Annotated in this window: 17 protein-coding genes; 9 read left to right on the plus strand and 8 right to left on the minus strand. The window is 61.9% G+C overall.

Annotated features, from left to right (window positions below; all coding sequences use genetic code 11):
* The first annotated feature begins 25 nt into the window (after positions 1–25).
* Positions 26–1,768: a C4-dicarboxylic acid transporter DauA gene (gene dauA / locus LQ215_RS06245; RefSeq protein WP_230148016.1), complete on the plus strand. Its 1,743-nt coding sequence runs from the start codon at positions 26–28 to the stop codon at positions 1,766–1,768.
* 160 nt (positions 1,769–1,928) lie between these two features.
* Here the strand turns inward: dauA and LQ215_RS06250 are convergent, their stop codons facing one another.
* A complete protein-coding gene (locus LQ215_RS06250; protein ID WP_230148018.1) occupies positions 1,929–2,402 on the minus strand; it encodes a WbuC family cupin fold metalloprotein in 474 nt (157 codons plus the stop codon).
* Positions 2,403–2,405: 3 nt separating this feature from the next.
* Positions 2,406–2,963, minus strand: coding sequence for a hypoxanthine-guanine phosphoribosyltransferase (locus tag LQ215_RS06255; protein ID WP_003205500.1), 558 nt, complete (start codon positions 2,961–2,963; stop codon positions 2,406–2,408).
* Positions 2,964–3,127: 164 nt separating this feature from the next.
* Between LQ215_RS06255 and upp the strand changes: the two genes are divergently transcribed.
* Positions 3,128–3,766, plus strand: coding sequence for a uracil phosphoribosyltransferase (gene upp, locus LQ215_RS06260; RefSeq protein ID WP_003185330.1), 639 nt, complete (start codon positions 3,128–3,130; stop codon positions 3,764–3,766).
* 2 nt (positions 3,767–3,768) lie between these two features.
* Positions 3,769–5,043: a uracil-xanthine permease family protein gene (locus tag LQ215_RS06265; RefSeq protein ID WP_230148020.1), complete on the plus strand. Its 1,275-nt coding sequence runs from the start codon at positions 3,769–3,771 to the stop codon at positions 5,041–5,043.
* A gap of 134 nt (positions 5,044–5,177) precedes the next feature.
* On the opposite strand, the gene hemH is transcribed toward LQ215_RS06265, so the two are convergent.
* Positions 5,178–6,203 (minus strand): ferrochelatase, encoded by a 1,026-nt coding sequence (gene hemH, locus LQ215_RS06270; RefSeq protein ID WP_230148022.1) that lies wholly within the window; start codon positions 6,201–6,203, stop codon positions 5,178–5,180.
* A gap of 13 nt (positions 6,204–6,216) precedes the next feature.
* The gene (locus LQ215_RS06275; RefSeq protein ID WP_230148024.1) at positions 6,217–7,116 is read right to left on the minus strand and encodes a TIGR01777 family oxidoreductase; all 900 of its coding nucleotides are present in this window, start codon (positions 7,114–7,116) and stop codon (positions 6,217–6,219) included.
* A gap of 196 nt (positions 7,117–7,312) precedes the next feature.
* On the opposite strand from LQ215_RS06275, the gene LQ215_RS06280 reads away from it, so the two are divergent.
* The 6 genes from LQ215_RS06280 to LQ215_RS06305 all read left to right on the plus strand — a co-directional run bounded on the left by LQ215_RS06280 (position 7,313) and on the right by LQ215_RS06305 (position 13,076).
* Positions 7,313–8,299, plus strand: coding sequence for an NAD(P)/FAD-dependent oxidoreductase (locus LQ215_RS06280; protein ID WP_230148026.1), 987 nt, complete (start codon positions 7,313–7,315; stop codon positions 8,297–8,299).
* 173 nt (positions 8,300–8,472) lie between these two features.
* Positions 8,473–9,435: a YbgA family protein gene (locus LQ215_RS06285; protein WP_230148028.1), complete on the plus strand. Its 963-nt coding sequence runs from the start codon at positions 8,473–8,475 to the stop codon at positions 9,433–9,435.
* Positions 9,435–10,382, plus strand: a complete 948-nt coding sequence (locus LQ215_RS06290; RefSeq protein WP_230148031.1) for a MerR family transcriptional regulator — start codon at positions 9,435–9,437, stop codon at positions 10,380–10,382. The genes LQ215_RS06285 and LQ215_RS06290 overlap by 1 nt, the downstream gene beginning before the upstream one ends.
* A 12-nt stretch (positions 10,383–10,394) precedes the next feature.
* Positions 10,395–11,846, plus strand: coding sequence for a deoxyribodipyrimidine photo-lyase (phrB, locus tag LQ215_RS06295; RefSeq protein WP_230148033.1), 1,452 nt, complete (start codon positions 10,395–10,397; stop codon positions 11,844–11,846).
* 123 nt (positions 11,847–11,969) lie between these two features.
* Positions 11,970–12,743, plus strand: a complete 774-nt coding sequence (locus LQ215_RS06300) for an SDR family NAD(P)-dependent oxidoreductase (protein ID WP_230148035.1) — start codon at positions 11,970–11,972, stop codon at positions 12,741–12,743.
* Positions 12,744–12,770: 27 nt separating this feature from the next.
* A complete protein-coding gene (locus tag LQ215_RS06305; protein WP_041476142.1) occupies positions 12,771–13,076 on the plus strand; it encodes a YkgJ family cysteine cluster protein in 306 nt (101 codons plus the stop codon).
* Positions 13,077–13,200: 124 nt separating this feature from the next.
* Here LQ215_RS06305 and LQ215_RS06310 read toward each other — a convergent pair whose 3' ends face one another.
* The 4 genes from LQ215_RS06310 to prmC form a co-directional block, all read right to left on the minus strand.
* Positions 13,201–13,719 (minus strand): acyloxyacyl hydrolase, encoded by a 519-nt coding sequence (locus LQ215_RS06310; RefSeq protein ID WP_230148037.1) that lies wholly within the window; start codon positions 13,717–13,719, stop codon positions 13,201–13,203.
* A gap of 114 nt (positions 13,720–13,833) precedes the next feature.
* On the minus strand, positions 13,834–14,625 hold the full coding sequence (murI, locus tag LQ215_RS06315; RefSeq protein WP_230148039.1) for a glutamate racemase: 792 nt from the start codon (positions 14,623–14,625) through the stop codon (positions 13,834–13,836).
* Complete coding sequence (locus tag LQ215_RS06320) at positions 14,618–15,373, minus strand: molybdopterin-synthase adenylyltransferase MoeB (protein WP_230148042.1); 756 nt, start codon at positions 15,371–15,373, stop codon at positions 14,618–14,620. The genes murI and LQ215_RS06320 overlap by 8 nt, the downstream gene beginning before the upstream one ends.
* Complete coding sequence (gene prmC, locus LQ215_RS06325) at positions 15,367–16,197, minus strand: peptide chain release factor N(5)-glutamine methyltransferase (RefSeq protein WP_230148044.1); 831 nt, start codon at positions 16,195–16,197, stop codon at positions 15,367–15,369. The genes LQ215_RS06320 and prmC overlap by 7 nt, the downstream gene beginning before the upstream one ends.
* Positions 16,198–16,207 lie beyond the last annotated feature (10 nt).

Raw genomic sequence — 16,207 nt, forward strand, 5'->3', positions numbered from 1 at the left:
CCCCGTTCATTTTCGTGGAGTCCCTATGTCATTCTCCGCCCCACCGTTGTTCGCCGCCTGGCGCCAGGCCTGGCGCGCCGGTTACACCCTTGAACGCCTGCGCGGCGACTTGGTGGCCGGGCTTACCGTCGGCATTATTGCCATCCCGCTGGCCATGGCCCTGGCGATTGCCGTTGGCGTGCCGCCGCAACATGGCTTGTACACGGTGTTGGTGGCCGCGCCCTTGATCGCCCTCACTGGCGGCTCGCGCTTCAACGTCAGCGGGCCGACGGCGGCGTTCGTGGTCATCCTGCTGCCCATCACCCAACAATACGGCCTCGGCGGCCTGTTGTTGTGCACCATGCTCGCCGGCCTGATCCTGATCGCCTTGGGATTGATGCGCGCCGGACGGCTGATCCAATACATCCCCTACCCGGTGATCCTCGGTTTTACGGCCGGGATCGGCGTGGTCATCGCCACCTTGCAACTCAAGGATCTGCTGGGGCTGACCACCGTCGGGCAAGCCAAGCACTACATCGAACAGTTGGGTGAGCTGATCGTGGCACTGCCCAGTGCCCGGCTCGGCGATGGCATCATCGGCGTCACCTGCCTGGCAGTGTTGATCGCCTGGCCACGCTGGGTACCGCGGGTGCCTGGGCATTTGGTTGCCTTGCTGGTCGGGGCGCTATTGGGACTGGCGCTGGAGCGCGGCGGTTGGCCGGTGGCGACATTGGGTGAGCGTTTCAGCTACGTGGTCGATGGCATCAGCCACCCTGGTATCCCGCCGTTTTTACCGAGCTTCGAATGGCCATGGAACCTGCCAGACGGCCAAGGTCATCCCTTGGCGCTTTCCTATGACCTGATCCGCCAATTGCTGGGCCCGGCCTTCGCCATTGCCATGCTTGGTGCCATCGAATCACTGCTGTGCGCCGTGGTGGCGGATGGCATGACCGGCAGCAAGCACGACCCCAACGCCGAGCTGATCGGCCAAGGCCTGGGTAACCTCGTGGCGCCACTTTTTGGCGGGATCACCGCCACGGCGGCCATTGCCCGCAGCGCGACCAATGTGCGCAGCGGCGCCTCTTCGCCGCTGGCCGCGATCATCCACAGCCTGGTGGTGCTGCTGGCGATGGTGCTGCTGGCGCCCTTGTTCAGCTACCTGCCCATGGCTGCCCTGGCGGCGCTACTGGTGATAGTGGCCTGGAACATGAGCGAAGCCGGGCACGTGCTGCACACCTTGCGCATCGCCCCGCGCAGCGACGTACTGGTGCTGCTGACCTGCCTTAGCCTGACCGTCCTGTTCGACATGGTCATGGCCGTCGCCGTCGGCCTGCTGCTGGCCGCTGGGCTGTTCATCAAGCGCATGAGCGAACTGACCGACAGCGCCGAACTGCCGCGCCACTTCCACCAGGCCCTGCTGGACATGCCCGAGCATGTGCGCTGCTACGCCATTCGTGGGCCGCTGTTCTTCGGCGCGGCAGAAAAAGCCCTGGACGTGCTGCGCAAGTTCGATCCGGGGGTGCGCGTGGTGGTGGTGGAAATGAGCGCCGTGCCCATGCTGGACATGACCGCGCTGGCCGCGTTTGAAAACATCCTGAAGGATTACCGCAAGCAGGGCATCGGCCTGATCCTGGTCGCGACGGCGCCAAGGGTGCGCCTGAAGCTGCGCCGTGCCGGTATTCATCGCGAGCAGCGGCAATTGGCGTATGTGCAGACCCTGGAGCAGGCGCGGGTCAAGAGTGAGCAATGGCTGGCGGCCAATAGCACCGCCCATTCACGACTGGCTTGATCGGTAGTGAAAGTGCAGCTGATTCATGTGGCGAGGGGATTTATCCCCGATGGGCTGCGAAGCAGCCCTAAAAAAAGGCAACCCGTTATCTCAGGCTGATCGAGTCGATCGGTTTGGGGTCGCTTCGCAACCCAGCGGGGATAAATCCCCTCGCCACAGGCTAGTCGAACTGGGCGCGCATCCAGGCGTGGTATTGCGCCACGCCGGCCTCGCCTTCACGGGGCGCCCAGTGGGCCAGTTCGCCCTCGCCTACGGGCCGGTAGGGGCCGGCCTTGCATTCGAACATCAGGCTGTCGGCTTCCAACACCACCAATCCGTGATACACACCGGCCGGCAGGTCGACGCCGAGGCAGTCGCCACCGGCCTGCAGGATGCGCTTGTCTACCACCGCGCCGGCTTCGTCGAAAATCAACACCCCCAACCGGCCCTTGAGCACCAGCAAGGTTTCCGCCTTGTCGGCGCTCAGGTGGCGGTGCGGCGGGATGTAGGTCGAAGGCTGCAAGCCCACCGCCATGCGGTGGCATGGCTCATCCATCTCGTGGAAGTTATGGTGCTGCCGCCCACGCGGACTGGCCGCAGCTTTTTCGGCCAAGTCATCGAACAGTGCATCATCCAGAAAGCTCGGCCGAGTCATCGATTACATTCCCTTGACGGCGAAAATGCCATTGGCGTTGCGCCAGTAACCTTTGTAGTCCATGCCGTAGCCGAAGATGTAACGGTCGATGCACGGCAGGCCGACGAAATCGGCTTTCAAGTCAGGACGAGCCTTGCGGTCGTGGTCTTTATCGATCAACACGGCGGTGTGCACGGCGCGGGCACCGGCGTGTTTGCAGAAGTCGATGATCGCGCCCAGGGTGTGACCTTCGTCGAGGATGTCGTCGATGATCAGCACGTCGCGGTCGATGAACGAGACTTCCGGCTTGGCTTTCCAGAACAGATCGCCGCCGCTGGTTTCGTTGCGATAACGCGTCGCGTGCAGATAGGACGCTTCCAAGGGGAAGTTCAGATAGGTCAGCAGCTTGCCGGAGAAAATCAGCCCGCCGTTCATGACACAGAACACCACCGGGTTGGCATCGGCCAGTTGATCGTTGATTTGCGCACCGACACGGGCGATGGCCGCTTCGACTTCGGCTTCGGTGTACAGGCAGTCAGCCTCTCGCATGATTTGACGGATATGCTCGAGATCAGCGGACATGGCGCTCTCCAAGGGTGGCAGGGTTCGGAAAAACCGGCAAAGGTACGCATCCCGCCCGGCCAGATCAAGCGTTTGTGGACTAACGTTCTGTATTGTCTATAGGACAACACCCTCGGATAGATTAATCTAGGCCGGTTTTTTTGCCCGCCGCCGGAGCCTTCCCCATGCCCATCCTCGAGATCCGCCATCCGCTGATCAGACACAAACTCGGCCTGATGCGCCGCGCTGACATTAGCACGAAGAACTTCCGTGAACTCGCCCAGGAAGTCGGTGCCCTGCTCACCTACGAGGCCACCAAGGACCTGCCGCTGGAGTCCTATGAAATCGATGGCTGGGCCGGTACGGTCCAGGTCGAGAAAATCGCCGGCAAGAAAATCACCGTGGTGCCGATCCTGCGCGCCGGCATCGGCATGCTCGAAGGGGTACTGAGCCTGATTCCAGGGGCCAAAGTCAGCGCCGTGGGCGTGGCTCGCAACGAGCAGACCCTGCAGGCGCACACCTACCTGGAAAAACTGGTGCCGGAAATCGACGAGCGCCTGGCGATGATCATCGACCCGATGCTCGCCACCGGCAGCTCCATGGTCGCCACCATCGACCTGTTGAAAAAAGCCGGTTGCCGGGACATCCGCGCCATGGTGCTGGTCGCGGCCCCCGAAGGCATCAAGGCCGTGCAGGACGCCCACCCGGACGTGACCATCTACACCGCGTCCATCGACCAGAAACTCAACGAACACGGCTACATCATCCCGGGCCTGGGCGATGCCGGCGACAAGATCTTCGGCACCAAGCAGAAGGACGCTTGAGCATGCAGGATGAGTTCAACGATCCGCTCTGGCGCCAAGTGCTGTCCGGCGCGCAGATGCTGTTCGTCGCCTTCGGCGCGCTGGTCCTGATGCCGCTGATCACCGGGCTGGACCCTAACGTGGCGCTGTTCACGGCCGGCCTGGGAACGATCCTGTTCCAAATCGTCACCGGGCGCCAGGTACCGGTGTTCCTGGCCTCGAGCTTTGCCTTCATCACCCCGATCATCCTCGCCAAGGGCCAGTTCGGCCTGGCCGCGACCATGGGCGGCGTGATGGCGGCAGGTTTCGTCTACACCTTTCTGGGCCTGGCGGTGAAGATCAAGGGCACTGGGTTCATCGACCGGCTGCTGCCGCCGGTGGTGATTGGCCCGGTGATCATTTCCATCGGCCTGGCCATGGCGCCGATTGCCGCCAACATGGCGATGGGCAAGGCCGGCGACGGCACCGAGCTGATTCATTATCAAACCGCGATGCTAATTTCGATGCCGGCCCTGCTCACCACCCTGATCGTGGCGGTGTTCGGCAAAGGCATTTTCCGCCTGGTGCCGATCATCTCCGGCGTGCTGGTGGGCTTTGCCATGGCGTTTTTCTTCGGCGTCGTGGACACCGCGAAAATCGCCGCCGCGCCGTGGTTCGCCCTGCCGAACTTCACCGCACCGGAGTTCAACTGGCAGGCGATCCTGTTCATCGTACCGGTGGCGCTGGCGCCGGCCATCGAGCACATCGGCGGCGTGATCGCCGTGGGCAGCGTGACCGGTCGCGACTACCTGAAAAAACCCGGCCTGCACCGCACCCTGCTCGGTGACGGCATTGCCACCACCGCCGCCGGCCTGTTCGGCGGGCCACCTAACACCACCTACGCCGAGGTGACCGGCGCGGTGATGCTGACCAAGAACTACAACCCGAAGATCATGACCTGGGCGGCGATCTTTGCCATCAGCTTGGCCTTCATCGGCAAGTTCGGCGCGCTGCTGCAAAGCATCCCGGTGCCGGTGATGGGCGGGATCCTGTGCCTGTTGTTCGGTTCGATTGCGGCGGTGGGCATGAACACCTTGATCCGCCACAAGATCGACCTGGGCGAAGCGCGCAACCTGGTGATCGTGTCGGTGACGCTGGTGTTCGGCATCGGCGGCGTGCTGGTGGGCACCGGCACTGGACCGGACGACTTCGGCCTCAAAGGCATCGCGCTGTGCGCGGTGGTGGCGATCGCGTTGAACCTGCTGCTGCCGGGCAATGACAGCTGGAAGCAGAAGCAGGCGGATGAGCCGCTGACTTGAAGTACTTTGTTGTCAGTCAGAAAGCCATCGCGAGCAAGCTCGCTCCCACAAGGGGATCTGTTGTGGACACAAATTTTGTGACCACTCGAGATCCACTGTGGGAGCGAGCTTGCTCGCGATGAGGTCCTTGAACCTCACAAAGCTATCGGCGCCCGCTCACACAGCGTATTCAACGCCTGCGCCCACTGCGGCTCATCATTGAGGCAAGGCACCAGCACCAACTCCTCCCCCCCTGCCTCGCGGAATTGCTCACGGCCCCGATCGCCGATTTCCTCCAGGGTCTCAATGCAGTCGGCCACGAACGCCGGGCACATCACCAGCACCTTCTTCACGCCGCTTTTGGCCAGTTCCTCCAGGCGCGCTTCGGTATAGGGTTCGATCCACTTGGCCCGCCCCAATCGCGACTGGAACGACACCGACCACTGGCCGTCCTTGAGCCCCATGCGTTGGGCGAACAGCTCCGCCGTGCGAATGCATTGCGCGCGGTAACAGGTCGCCATGACCTCCGGCGGCGCGTTCTTGCAGCAGTCGGCATCCTTGAAGCAATGAAACCCCGTAGGGTCGAGCTTGGTCAGGTGCCGCTCCGGCAAGCCGTGGAAACTCAACAACAGATGATCGTGTTCCTGCATCAGGTACGGCTTGGCGCTGGCCACCAGGGCGTCGACGTATTCGGGCTGATCGTAGAACGGTTGGAGAATCGAGAACTGCACATCGAGCTTCTTTTCCCGCACGACCCGCTTGGCCTCCTCGATCACCGTGGTCACGGTGCTATCGGCGAACTGCGGGTACAACGGCGCCAACGTGATCTTCTTGTGCCCCTGGCTCGCCAGCCGCACCAGCACCGATTCAATGGACGGCTCGCCATAACGCATTGCCAGCTCCACCGGGCCCTGGGTCCACTGCGCGGTCATGGCCTGTTGCAGCCGGCGACTGAGCACCACCAGCGGCGAACCCTCCTCCCACCAGATCGAGGCGTAGGCATGGGCCGATTGCTCGGGGCGCTTGATCAGGATCAGCGACACCAGCAAGCGCCGCACCGGCCATGGCAGGTCGATGACATACGGATCCATCAGGAATTGATTGAGGTAGCGGCGCACATCGGCCACCGAAGTGGAGGCAGGCGAACCCAGATTCACCAGAAGCAACGCGTGATCGGTCATGCAACGTCCTATTTCAAAGGCGGCTGGACAGGTCGTCCAGGGCCGCAGGCAAATCAGTGAACCGGAATGTGAAACCCGCCGCCTGCAATCGGGCCGGCGTGGCGCGCTGGCCGCCGAGCAACAGCAATGACAACTCCCCCAGCGCGACTTTCAACGCAAGTTCCGGCATCGGCACCACGGCTGGCCGATGCAATACATGTCCCAGGGCCTTGGCAAAATCGCGGTTGCGCACCGGGTTCGGAGCGCACGCATTATAAGGACCGCTGGCATCAAAGCGGTGCAGAAGAAAATCAATCAGAGCGATTTGATCGTCAATATGAATCCACGGCATCCACTGCCGACCATTGCCGATACGCCCGCCCAGCGCCAGTTTGAACGGCAGCAGCAGCCGCGACAAAAAGCCGCCCTCGGCAGACAGGACCAGGCCGGTACGAACCAGCACCACGCGCAGGCCCAGCGCCTCGGCCCGTTGCGCGGTTTCTTCCCAGGCGATGCACAACTGGCTGGCGAAATCTTCGCTCACCGGCCCCGATTCCTCGGTCAACTCTCGCTCGCCACCGTCGCCATACCAACCCACCGCAGAACCGGAAATCAACACCTGCGGTTTCGGCTCGCAACGCTCCAGCCATGCCAGCAACACTTCCGTCAACGTGATGCGACTGCTCCACAACAACATCTTGCGCTTGTGGCTCCAGGGCCGGTCGGCAATCGGCGCTCCCGCAAGGTTGACCACCGCGTCCACCGGCTCGACAACTTCATCGAGCTTGGCAACACCTCGCACATCAGCCCCACAGATTTTCGCCACCTCTTCGGGTCGGCGACTCCATACCGTCAGGCGATGTCCCTGCCCCAACCAGAGACGGCAGAGCTGACGTCCGATCAAACCAGTACCGCCGGTCAGCAATATGTGCATGAGTTGTTCCTCTAATCGCGTTTTACCCGGCCCATTAGTCTATTTTTATAAGCAGGGATTTTTCGTATCGGACAGGGTCTGTGTTTAACAATAGGACAACCTGTCCAAACGCGAACGGTAAAACTTATACCAAAAACCCGAACTGTACAGGATTAAACGACGGCGTAGCCTGTACAGAAAGGTAAACGAGGCCCTCATGACTGTACCTATCGCAATCATCGGCACCGGCATCGCCGGACTTTCAGCCGCCCAGGCCCTGACGGAGGCCGGGCATATCGTTCAACTCTTCGATAAAAGCAACGGCAGCGGCGGACGCATGTCGAGCAAACGCAGCGACGCCGGCGCATTGGACATGGGCGCGCAGTACTTCACCGCCCGCGATCGCCGCTTTGTCACGGAGGTCCAGCGTTGGCAAACCAACGGCTGGGCGGCGGAATGGAACCCGCAACTCTACAACTTCCAGAACGGACAACTGAGCCCATCGCCGGACGAACAGACCCGCTGGGTCGGCACGCCGCGCATGAGCGCCATCACCCGCGCCTTGCTCGACAAGCTGCAAGTGCAGTTTTCCTGCCGGATCACCGAGGTGTACCGCGGCCAGGAGCATTGGCATTTGCAGGACGCGGAAGGTTTCACCCACGGCCCCTTCGGCCAGGTGGTGATCGCCACGCCCGCGCCCCAGGCCACCGCATTGCTGGCGGCCGTACCGAAGCTGGCCGCAGTGGCCGCTGGCGTGAAGATGGACCCGACCTGGGCCGTGGCGCTGGCCTTCGAGACACCGCTGGATACGCCCATGGAAGGCTGCTTCGTACAGGACAGCCCCCTGGACTGGTTGGCGCGCAACCGCAGCAAACCGGGACGCGACAACACGCTCGACACCTGGGTACTGCACGCCACCAGCGACTGGAGCCGGCAGCACATCGACCTGTCCAAGGAAGCGGTGATCGAACATCTGCACGGTGCCTTCGCCGAATTGCTGCACAGCGCGATGCCCGCACCGAGCTTCAGCGTGGCCCATCGCTGGCTCTACGCCCGTCCCGCCGGCAACCACGAATGGGGCGCCTTGGCCGATGCCGACCTGGGCCTGTATGTGTGCGGCGACTGGTGCCTGTCCGGTCGGGTCGAAGGCGCATGGCTCAGCGGCCAGGAGGCTGCACGCCGCCTGCATGCAAGCCTGCAGTAAAACGCGTCACCCATCGCTATCCGCTGCTGTCGAATGAGGCAGCAGCCTGCCTGCGACACAGATTGACGTCGCCTCGCCGCACAAACCGGTTGACTTGTGCACATTCGGACCTATGATGAAAATATTGTACAGAAATACAAAACTGTACAAGATTTAGCCATCAGAGGTCGCCCATGCCGAGCACAGCCATCGCCAAACCCAGAATCGCCATCAGCGCCTGCCTGATGGGTGCTGAAGTTCGCTTTAACGGCGGGCATAAACAATCGCAGTTGTGCAGCCGCACCCTCGTCGACTATTTCGACTTCGTGCCGGTGTGTCCCGAAGTCGCCATCGGCCTGGGTATCCCCCGGGAGCCGATTCGCCTGGTGGGCAATCCCGGACACCCCGAGGCGCTCGGCACGGTGAATCGCGACCTCAACGTGACCCTGCCTCTGGCCGACTACGGGCAGCAAATGGCGGGTGAACTGGATGACATTTGCGGCTACATATTCATGCAAAAATCGCCGTCCTGCGGACTGGAGCGGGTCAAGGTCTACGACCACAACGGCGTGACCCAGGACGGCGGCGGGCGCGGCATCTATGCCCAGGCCTTTTGCGAACGCCACCCCGACCTGCCGGTGGAAGAAGACGGTCGCCTCAACGACCCGGTACTGCGCGAGAACTTCCTGACCCGGGTATTCGCCTATGCCGCCTGGCAACCTTTGCGTCGCGACGGACTGACCCGTCGCAACCTGATCGAATTCCACTCGCGCTACAAATACCTGCTGATGGCCCACAACCCGGTGCAATACAAGGCCCTGGGCAATTTGCTGGGCAACATGGGCAAGGCCGACCCCGATGAATTGGGCCCACGCTATTTCAGCGCATTGATGGCCGCCTTGAAGAAATGCGCCACCCGCCGCACCCACACCAATGTGCTGCAACACCTGAGCGGTTACCTCAAACGCGCCATCGGCGCCGAGGACAAACAGGAAGTACAGCATCTGATCGGGCAATACCGCCTCGGCATCGTGCCCCTGGTGGTGCCACTGACGCTGCTCAAGCATCACTTGCGCCAGCATCCCGACCCTTACCTGGCGCAGCAGGTCTACCTGCAACCGCACCCGGAAAACCTCAGCTTGCGAAACGCTATTTGATGAAGAACGAACCCGACTCCAGTGCCAGCGAAGACCTGGGGGCCGATTTTGCCAAGGCCTTGGCGCAAGGTTGGTTGCCCATACGCGAGGTCGCCCGGCAGACCGGTGTCAACGCCGTCACGCTACGAGCCTGGGAGCGTCGTTACGGCCTGATCGTGCCGCACCGCACGCCCAAGGGCCACCGACTGTTCAATGCCGACCATGTACAACGGATCCTGAGCATCCTCACCTGGATCGACCGTGGCGTTGCGGTGAGCAAGATCAAGCCTCTGTTGGACACACCGCAGCCACCGACCGAACCCACGCCGGCGCCGGAGAATGAATGGCAGCGTCAACGCCACGCCCTTGCGCTGGCAGTGACGCAACTGGCCGAGCGCCAGATCGATGACCTGGTCAACCAGGCAATGGCGCTGTACCCGCCCTGGACCGTGTGCGAGCAGTTGCTCTTGCCGTTGCTGGCCGAGCTGCACCTGCGCTGGCAAGGCCAGTTCGGCGCGCAGCTGGAACGGGTCTTCCTGTACTCGTGGCTGCGCAGCAAGTTCGGCAGCCGGATCTACCATAACAACCGTCAGTTGCGCGGCGCGCCACTGTTGCTGGTCAATCATTCGGACTCGCCCCAGGAGCCGCACCTGTGGCTCACCGCCTGGCTGGCCAGCAGCGCCGATTGCCCGGTGGAAGTGTTCGACAACCCTCTACCGGCCGGCGAACTGGCCCTGGCGGTCGAGCGCCTCAAGGCCCGCGGTGTCCTGCTGTATTCCAGTCACGCCCTCAACCTGTCCCAACTACCCAGGCTGCTGGGTGGAATCGATTGCCCGATCATCATTGCCGGCCCGGCCGCGTCGATCCACCACGCCAGGTTATCCACAGGTGCGTCGTTGATTGGCGTGTCCTGGGCCGAAGACCCGTTATCGGCTCAGCGCGAACTGAGTCGCCGAGAACTCCTTTAGATGGAAAACCGCATGCAACTGATCTGGCTGCGCAGCGACTTGCGCCTGCACGACAACACCGCCCTTGCGGCGGCCGCAGCCCAAGGCCCCTGCGTGGCGGTGTACCTGACCAGCCCCAGACAATGGCACGCCCATGACGACGCCCCGTGCAAGATCGATTTCTGGCTGCGCAACCTCGGCGCGTTGAGCGCGGCCCTGGCCGAATTGAACATTCCACTGCTGATCCGCGCCGCAGCGCATTGGCACCAGGCCCCACAGGTATTGCTCAAGCTGTGTCGCGAACTGAACATTGGTGCCGTGCATGTCAACGAAGAGTACGGCCTGAATGAAACGCGGCGCGACGCCGAAGTCGCCCGCACGTTGAGCGACCAGGGCGTTGAATTTCACAGCCACCTCGATCAGTTGCTGTTCAAGCCCGGCAGCGTGCTGACCAAGACCGGCAATTATTTCCAAGTGTTCAGTCAGTTCCGCAAGGTCTGCTACAGCCGTCTGCATTTCTCATTGCCGAGCCTGGTCGCCACGCCGGCCCGTCAGGCTCCCACCGGCGTTGTCCGTGACCCGGTGCCAACGCAAGTCGATGGGTTCGCCCCGCCCAGCGAAGCGCTACGCGCCCTCTGGCCCGCCGGAGAAAGCGAAGCCCGTCGGCGCCTGGGCACCTTTGTCGAGCAGCACATCGATGATTACCAAGGCGAACGGGATTATCCCGCCAGGCCCGGCACCAGCCAGCTATCAGCCTATCTGGTGGCCGGCGTGGTGTCGCCACGCCAGTGCCTGCACGCCGCACTGCAAGCCAACCAAGGTGAATTCGAGAGCGGGAGTGCCGGTGTTGTGACCTGGATCAATGAATTGCTCTGGCGCGAGTTTTATAAACACATTCTCGTGGGCTATCCACGCGTCTCGCGCCATCGCGCGTTTCGCCCGGAAACCGAGGCGCTGGCGTGGCGCAAGGCCCCCGCAGAATTGGAAGCCTGGAAGCAAGCACGCACCGGCCTGCCGATTATCGATGCAGCCATGCGGCAATTGTTGGAAACCGGTTGGATGCACAACCGCTTGCGGATGGTCGTCGCCATGTTCCTGACCAAGAACCTGTTGATCGATTGGCGCGAAGGTGAGCGCTTTTTCATGCAGCACCTGATCGATGGCGACCTGGCCGCCAACAATGGAGGCTGGCAGTGGAGCGCCTCCACCGGCACCGATTCTGCGCCCTGGTTCCGCATCTTCAACCCGTTGAGCCAGTCGGAAAAATTTGACCGCGAGGGGCTGTTCATCAAACGCTGGTTACCTGAACTGAACGATCTGGACAGGCAACAGGTCCATAGCCCAAATACTCCCGGCGACTTGTTTGGCGCCATGGATTATCCGGCACCGATTGTCGACTTGAGCCAATCCAGGGCGCGTGCGCTGGCAGCGTTCAGAAACCTGCCAGCGCGACAGGACGCAGCCGTTGAAGGGATGGGCGATTAGCGAACAAGAAATTACCGGTCTGCGGGATGCATTATTCATTCGATAACATATAGTCTTACTAATCGTAGGGACTCCATTGAAAAGCCACGTATCAATGCGTTGTCCAATCGAAAGGAGTGAGGAATGGGTCTAAGACTGCCACGGCGCTATTGGCTCACCGGGGCTGGCAACGGAATCGGCGCTTCGTTGGCTGAAGCGATACTGCAGACGGGGGCATACCTGGCCGTCAGCTCGCCCTCGGCCCGAGCCTGCGAAACCCTTTCGGTACGTTATCCAGGACAAGTTCTGACCGTGCCCGGCAATTTGACCGACAGCCAGGCCGTGCGCGAGATCGGCGAACGGATCGCCCGGCAATGGGGCGCCCTGGATCAGGTGATCGTCAATGCCGGGACGGCTGATTACGTTGACGGTCAGCCGGTGGATCACACATTGATCGAGCATATCGTGCGCAGCAATCTGTTGGCGGCCAGTTTCTGCATTGAAGTGGCCGCGCCCTTGTTGCGCGCCGGGACCGAACCTCACCTGGTGGGTATTGCCAGCCCAGCGACTTACCTGCCACCTTCGCCAATCGAAGCGGGTGGCAGCGGGATGCGTCATCTGTTCGAATCGGCTCGGGCAGACCTGGCATCCGCGGGTGTCGATGTGACGTTGGTACACCCTGGCTACGACGGCCCATTGCAAAGGCCCGACGAGTGCCTCCCAACCCCGACTCACTGGTCGGCGGACGAAGCAGCGCGGCATGTGCTGAATCAGTTGGTCGAGCGCCCGCGGGAAGTTGCGCTGCCCATTGCGTCCATGACCGCACTCTGGCCGTTACCTTCGTCGACCGAAAGCCTGCCGACCGATATCGGCTCATGCCAGGCGAAAAATGGCTATCCGATCAAGGGGCGACCCTGAGCCACCGATTGCCTTACACTGCGCGCCATGAAAACCATCCCTCTCCATGAAATCCCAGCACCGGCCGTCACCTGTTCTACGTGCGCGGCGTGCTGCTGCCAGCTGGAAGTGATGCTGATCACCGACACTGGGGTCCCGGAGCGTTTTATCGACACGGACGATTGGGGTGGGGAAGTGATGCTGCGGCTTGATGACGGTTGGTGCGCGGCACTGGATCGCAACAGCATGATGTGCACCATCTACGAAAAGCGCCCGCTGATCTGCCGCGAATTCGAGATGGGCGCACCGGAGTGCCTGGAAGAACGCCAAGGGATTGCGACGGCGTATCGATAAAGGCGTGGTCTGATCTATTGTGGGAGCGAGCCTGCTCGCGATAGCGGTGAGTCAGACAACTTTATCTTGGCTGGTCTATCGCTATCGCGAGCAAGCTCGCTCCCACAGTTCTCAAGCTGTTTTGTTACAGCGGCATCGTATAGTGCAGCGCGTAGCTTTCTACACCGTCGTTGGTCGACTTGATGCCGGCGTTGGAGTAATGAGTGGCGCGAATGCCCACTTCATGTCCACCGTTGAAGCGCAGGCCGAAGCCGATACGGTCTTCAAACTGGAAAGCCGTACCGAGTTTGTTGTCTTCGATTTCGGTATTGGCGAACAACGCCACACCGACACCCGCCTCGATGTAAGGCTTCACGTTCTGGCCGGAAAACTCATACACAAACACAGGCGAAAACGACAGGCTGTGATTGCTGGATGTCTCATCCCCCTCCCAATAAGTGTAGGCGCCGCTCCAGTAGCCGGTCAGGCGACCGACGTCACTTTGCAACCAACTCTTGTCCCAGTCGAACTGCATGCCCAGGCGATAGGTCATGGTCGAATCGCTGGTCTGGCCAACCCCAAATTCCACACCCGCTGCCTGTGCAGTGTAAGTGTGCCCCAACAGTGCAGCCGCAAACGCGGCAAAGCAGAATAAGCGCTTCATTAGAAACATCCTTTTCCGAACAGACTTAGTCGATTTTCTTACAAACACACAGAGCTATAGAAATCCACGCTAAAACAGAAGTTCAGCACGTTTTACATAATTTTCACGTTTTTTTTACAGATCGAAGCTTCGCACAACGCCGGACGAATGCCATAGCGTTGGTAGGATTTTTCTTAAATGTATCGGGTCTGCGCTGGTCCAGAAGTGCGTTTCTCTGGCCGGTCCTTCAGCCAACAGACCTCGTTCAATCAACAGGCGTTGAAGTTGCCGGGCCACCGCGGCCCCTGTGTCGATGAGGCTGATGTGCTCAGGAATCATCCGAGCGAGCAATGGCTTGAGAAACGGGTAGTGCGTGCAACCCAGGATCAGCGTATCGCAGCCGGCCGCCAGCAAGGGGTCGACGTAATGTTGCAGCAATTGATACAAGGCCGGACTTTGCAAATCACCCGTTTCGATCAGCTCCACCAGCCCTGGACACGGTTGCGTGATGACACGCACATCGGTGGCGAAACGGTCGAGCAAAGCGGCGAACTTGGCGCTCTGCAAGGTGCCGGTGGTGGCGAGTACACCGACGATACCGCTGCGAGTGGCGGCGGCCGCCGGCTTGACCGCCGGCTCCATCCCGACGATGGGCCAATGGGGAAAATCACGGCGTAGATCAGCAACGGCAGCAACCGTTGCGGTGTTGCAGGCTACCACCAGCGCCTTGGCGCCCTGGCCCAGGAGAAAGTCGGCAATGATCGCGCAGCGTTGTCGGATGAATTCCGGGGTCTTCTCGCCGTAGGGAATGTGCCCACAGTCGGCCACATACAACAGCGATTCATTGGGCAGCAGCCGACGAATTTCCCCCAGCACCGACAATCCGCCGACGCCCGAGTCAAGCACACCGACCGGCGCTTCACTCATGTTGGCCACCACAGACGCTGCAACCCGGATCGCGCTTGACCCGCAGTTCACGGAAACGCGTGCCCAGGGCATCGATCAACAACAGGCGCCCCACCAGCGGCTCACCGAAACCGGCCAGCAACTTCAAGGCTTCAAGGGCTTGCAGGCTGCCCACCAAACCCACCAGCGGGCCGATCACACCGGCTTCGCTGCAGGTCAGTTCGGCTTCGCTGCCGTGGCCGTAAAGGCAGTGGTAGCAGGGGCTTTCAGGGCGGCGTGGGTCGAACACCGACAGCTGCCCTTCCAGGCGAATCGCCGCGCCGCTGACCAGCGGTTTACCCGCCACGACACAGGCCGCGTTCACCGCTTCGCGGGTCGAAAAATTGTCGGAGCAGTCGAGCACCAGATCCACCGCCGCAACCGCCGCGGCCAGGCTGTCTTCGTCCATGGCTGCGCGGTGAGGCACCAGCCGAACCTCGGGGTTGATCGCCCCCAGGCGTCGCATCGCCGAATCGACCTTGCCCAGGCCGACGCTGTCGGTGTCGTGAATGATCTGGCGTTGCAGGTTGGTCAGGTCGACGGTGTCGAAATCCGCCAAGTGCATCTCACCCACGCCAGCGGCGGCCAGGTACAACGCCACCGGGGCGCCGAGACCGCCGAGGCCGATGATCAGCACGCGGCTTTGCTTGAGACGCAACTGGCCGTCGATGTCGACGTGCTGCAACAGAATCTGCCGGCTGTAGCGCAACAACTCCTGATCGTTCAGCACGGCAGGCACCCCAGGCTGATGCGCTCATGACCACCCAGGTCCTTGCGGCTGTGGACTTCGACAAAACCTTGGGCGCGCAGCAAATCACGCACCGCTTCGGCTTGATCGTAACCGTGCTCGAGCATCAGCCACCCACCCGGTTCAAGGTGAGCCGGGGCCTGGGCAACGATCTGGCGCAGATCATCGAGCCCGTCCGGCCCGGCAACCAGGGCACTGGCCGGCTCGAAACGCACGTCGCCCTCGATCAGGTGCGGATCGCTGGCCGCGATGTACGGCGGGTTGCTGATGATCAACTCGAAACGCTCGCCGTCCAGCGCACTGAACCAGTGGCTGCTCAACACCGTGACGTTGTGCAGGTCCAGGCGCTGGCGGTTGCGCTCGGCCAGGGCAACGGCCTCCAGCACCCGGTCGACCGCCGTGACTTTCCAGGTCGGGCGCTCACTGGCCAATGCCAGGGCAATCGCGCCGCTACCGGTGCCCAGGTCCAGGACCCGGGCCGGTGTCGCCGGCAACAAAGCCAGCGCGGTTTCCACCAGCAGCTCGGTGTCGGGGCGCGGGATCAGGGTATGGGGTGCGACTTCCAGGTCGAGTTTCCAGAAGCCCTGTTGCCCGAGGATGTACGCCACCGGCTCACCCGAGCGACGCCGCCGCAGGTATTCGGAGAACAGCAACGCCGCCTCGCTGGGCACGATCCGCTCGGGCCAGGTGTGCAGGAAGCTGCGGGACTTGCCCAGCGCAGCGGCCAGCAACAACTCGGCGTCCAGCCGTGAGGTGGGCGAATCCGGCAACTCGGCAGCGCGCAACAGACTGGCGATAATGGTCATTTGTTCACCT

This window comes from Pseudomonas brassicacearum (assembly GCF_918698105.1).
Classification (GTDB): domain Bacteria; phylum Pseudomonadota; class Gammaproteobacteria; order Pseudomonadales; family Pseudomonadaceae; genus Aquipseudomonas; species Aquipseudomonas brassicacearum_F.

Coding starts and splice junctions, on each gene's coding strand:
- phrB (WP_230148033.1), top strand. CDS start 10,395: ATGCAACTGATCTGGCTGCGCAGCGACTTGCGCCTGCACGACAACACC.
- upp (WP_003185330.1), top strand. CDS start 3,128: ATGCCCATCCTCGAGATCCGCCATCCGCTGATCAGACACAAACTCGGC.
- LQ215_RS06305 (WP_041476142.1), top strand. CDS start 12,771: ATGAAAACCATCCCTCTCCATGAAATCCCAGCACCGGCCGTCACCTGT.
- LQ215_RS06265 (WP_230148020.1), top strand. CDS start 3,769: ATGCAGGATGAGTTCAACGATCCGCTCTGGCGCCAAGTGCTGTCCGGC.
- LQ215_RS06300 (WP_230148035.1), top strand. CDS start 11,970: ATGGGTCTAAGACTGCCACGGCGCTATTGGCTCACCGGGGCTGGCAAC.
- hemH (WP_230148022.1), bottom strand. CDS start 6,203: ATGACCGATCACGCGTTGCTTCTGGTGAATCTGGGTTCGCCTGCCTCC.
- dauA (WP_230148016.1), top strand. CDS start 26: ATGTCATTCTCCGCCCCACCGTTGTTCGCCGCCTGGCGCCAGGCCTGG.
- prmC (WP_230148044.1), bottom strand. CDS start 16,197: ATGACCATTATCGCCAGTCTGTTGCGCGCTGCCGAGTTGCCGGATTCG.
- LQ215_RS06250 (WP_230148018.1), bottom strand. CDS start 2,402: ATGACTCGGCCGAGCTTTCTGGATGATGCACTGTTCGATGACTTGGCC.
- LQ215_RS06310 (WP_230148037.1), bottom strand. CDS start 13,719: ATGAAGCGCTTATTCTGCTTTGCCGCGTTTGCGGCTGCACTGTTGGGG.
- LQ215_RS06275 (WP_230148024.1), bottom strand. CDS start 7,116: ATGCACATATTGCTGACCGGCGGTACTGGTTTGATCGGACGTCAGCTC.
- LQ215_RS06290 (WP_230148031.1), top strand. CDS start 9,435: ATGAAGAACGAACCCGACTCCAGTGCCAGCGAAGACCTGGGGGCCGAT.
- LQ215_RS06255 (WP_003205500.1), bottom strand. CDS start 2,963: ATGTCCGCTGATCTCGAGCATATCCGTCAAATCATGCGAGAGGCTGAC.
- murI (WP_230148039.1), bottom strand. CDS start 14,625: ATGAGTGAAGCGCCGGTCGGTGTGCTTGACTCGGGCGTCGGCGGATTG.
- LQ215_RS06285 (WP_230148028.1), top strand. CDS start 8,473: ATGCCGAGCACAGCCATCGCCAAACCCAGAATCGCCATCAGCGCCTGC.
- LQ215_RS06280 (WP_230148026.1), top strand. CDS start 7,313: ATGACTGTACCTATCGCAATCATCGGCACCGGCATCGCCGGACTTTCA.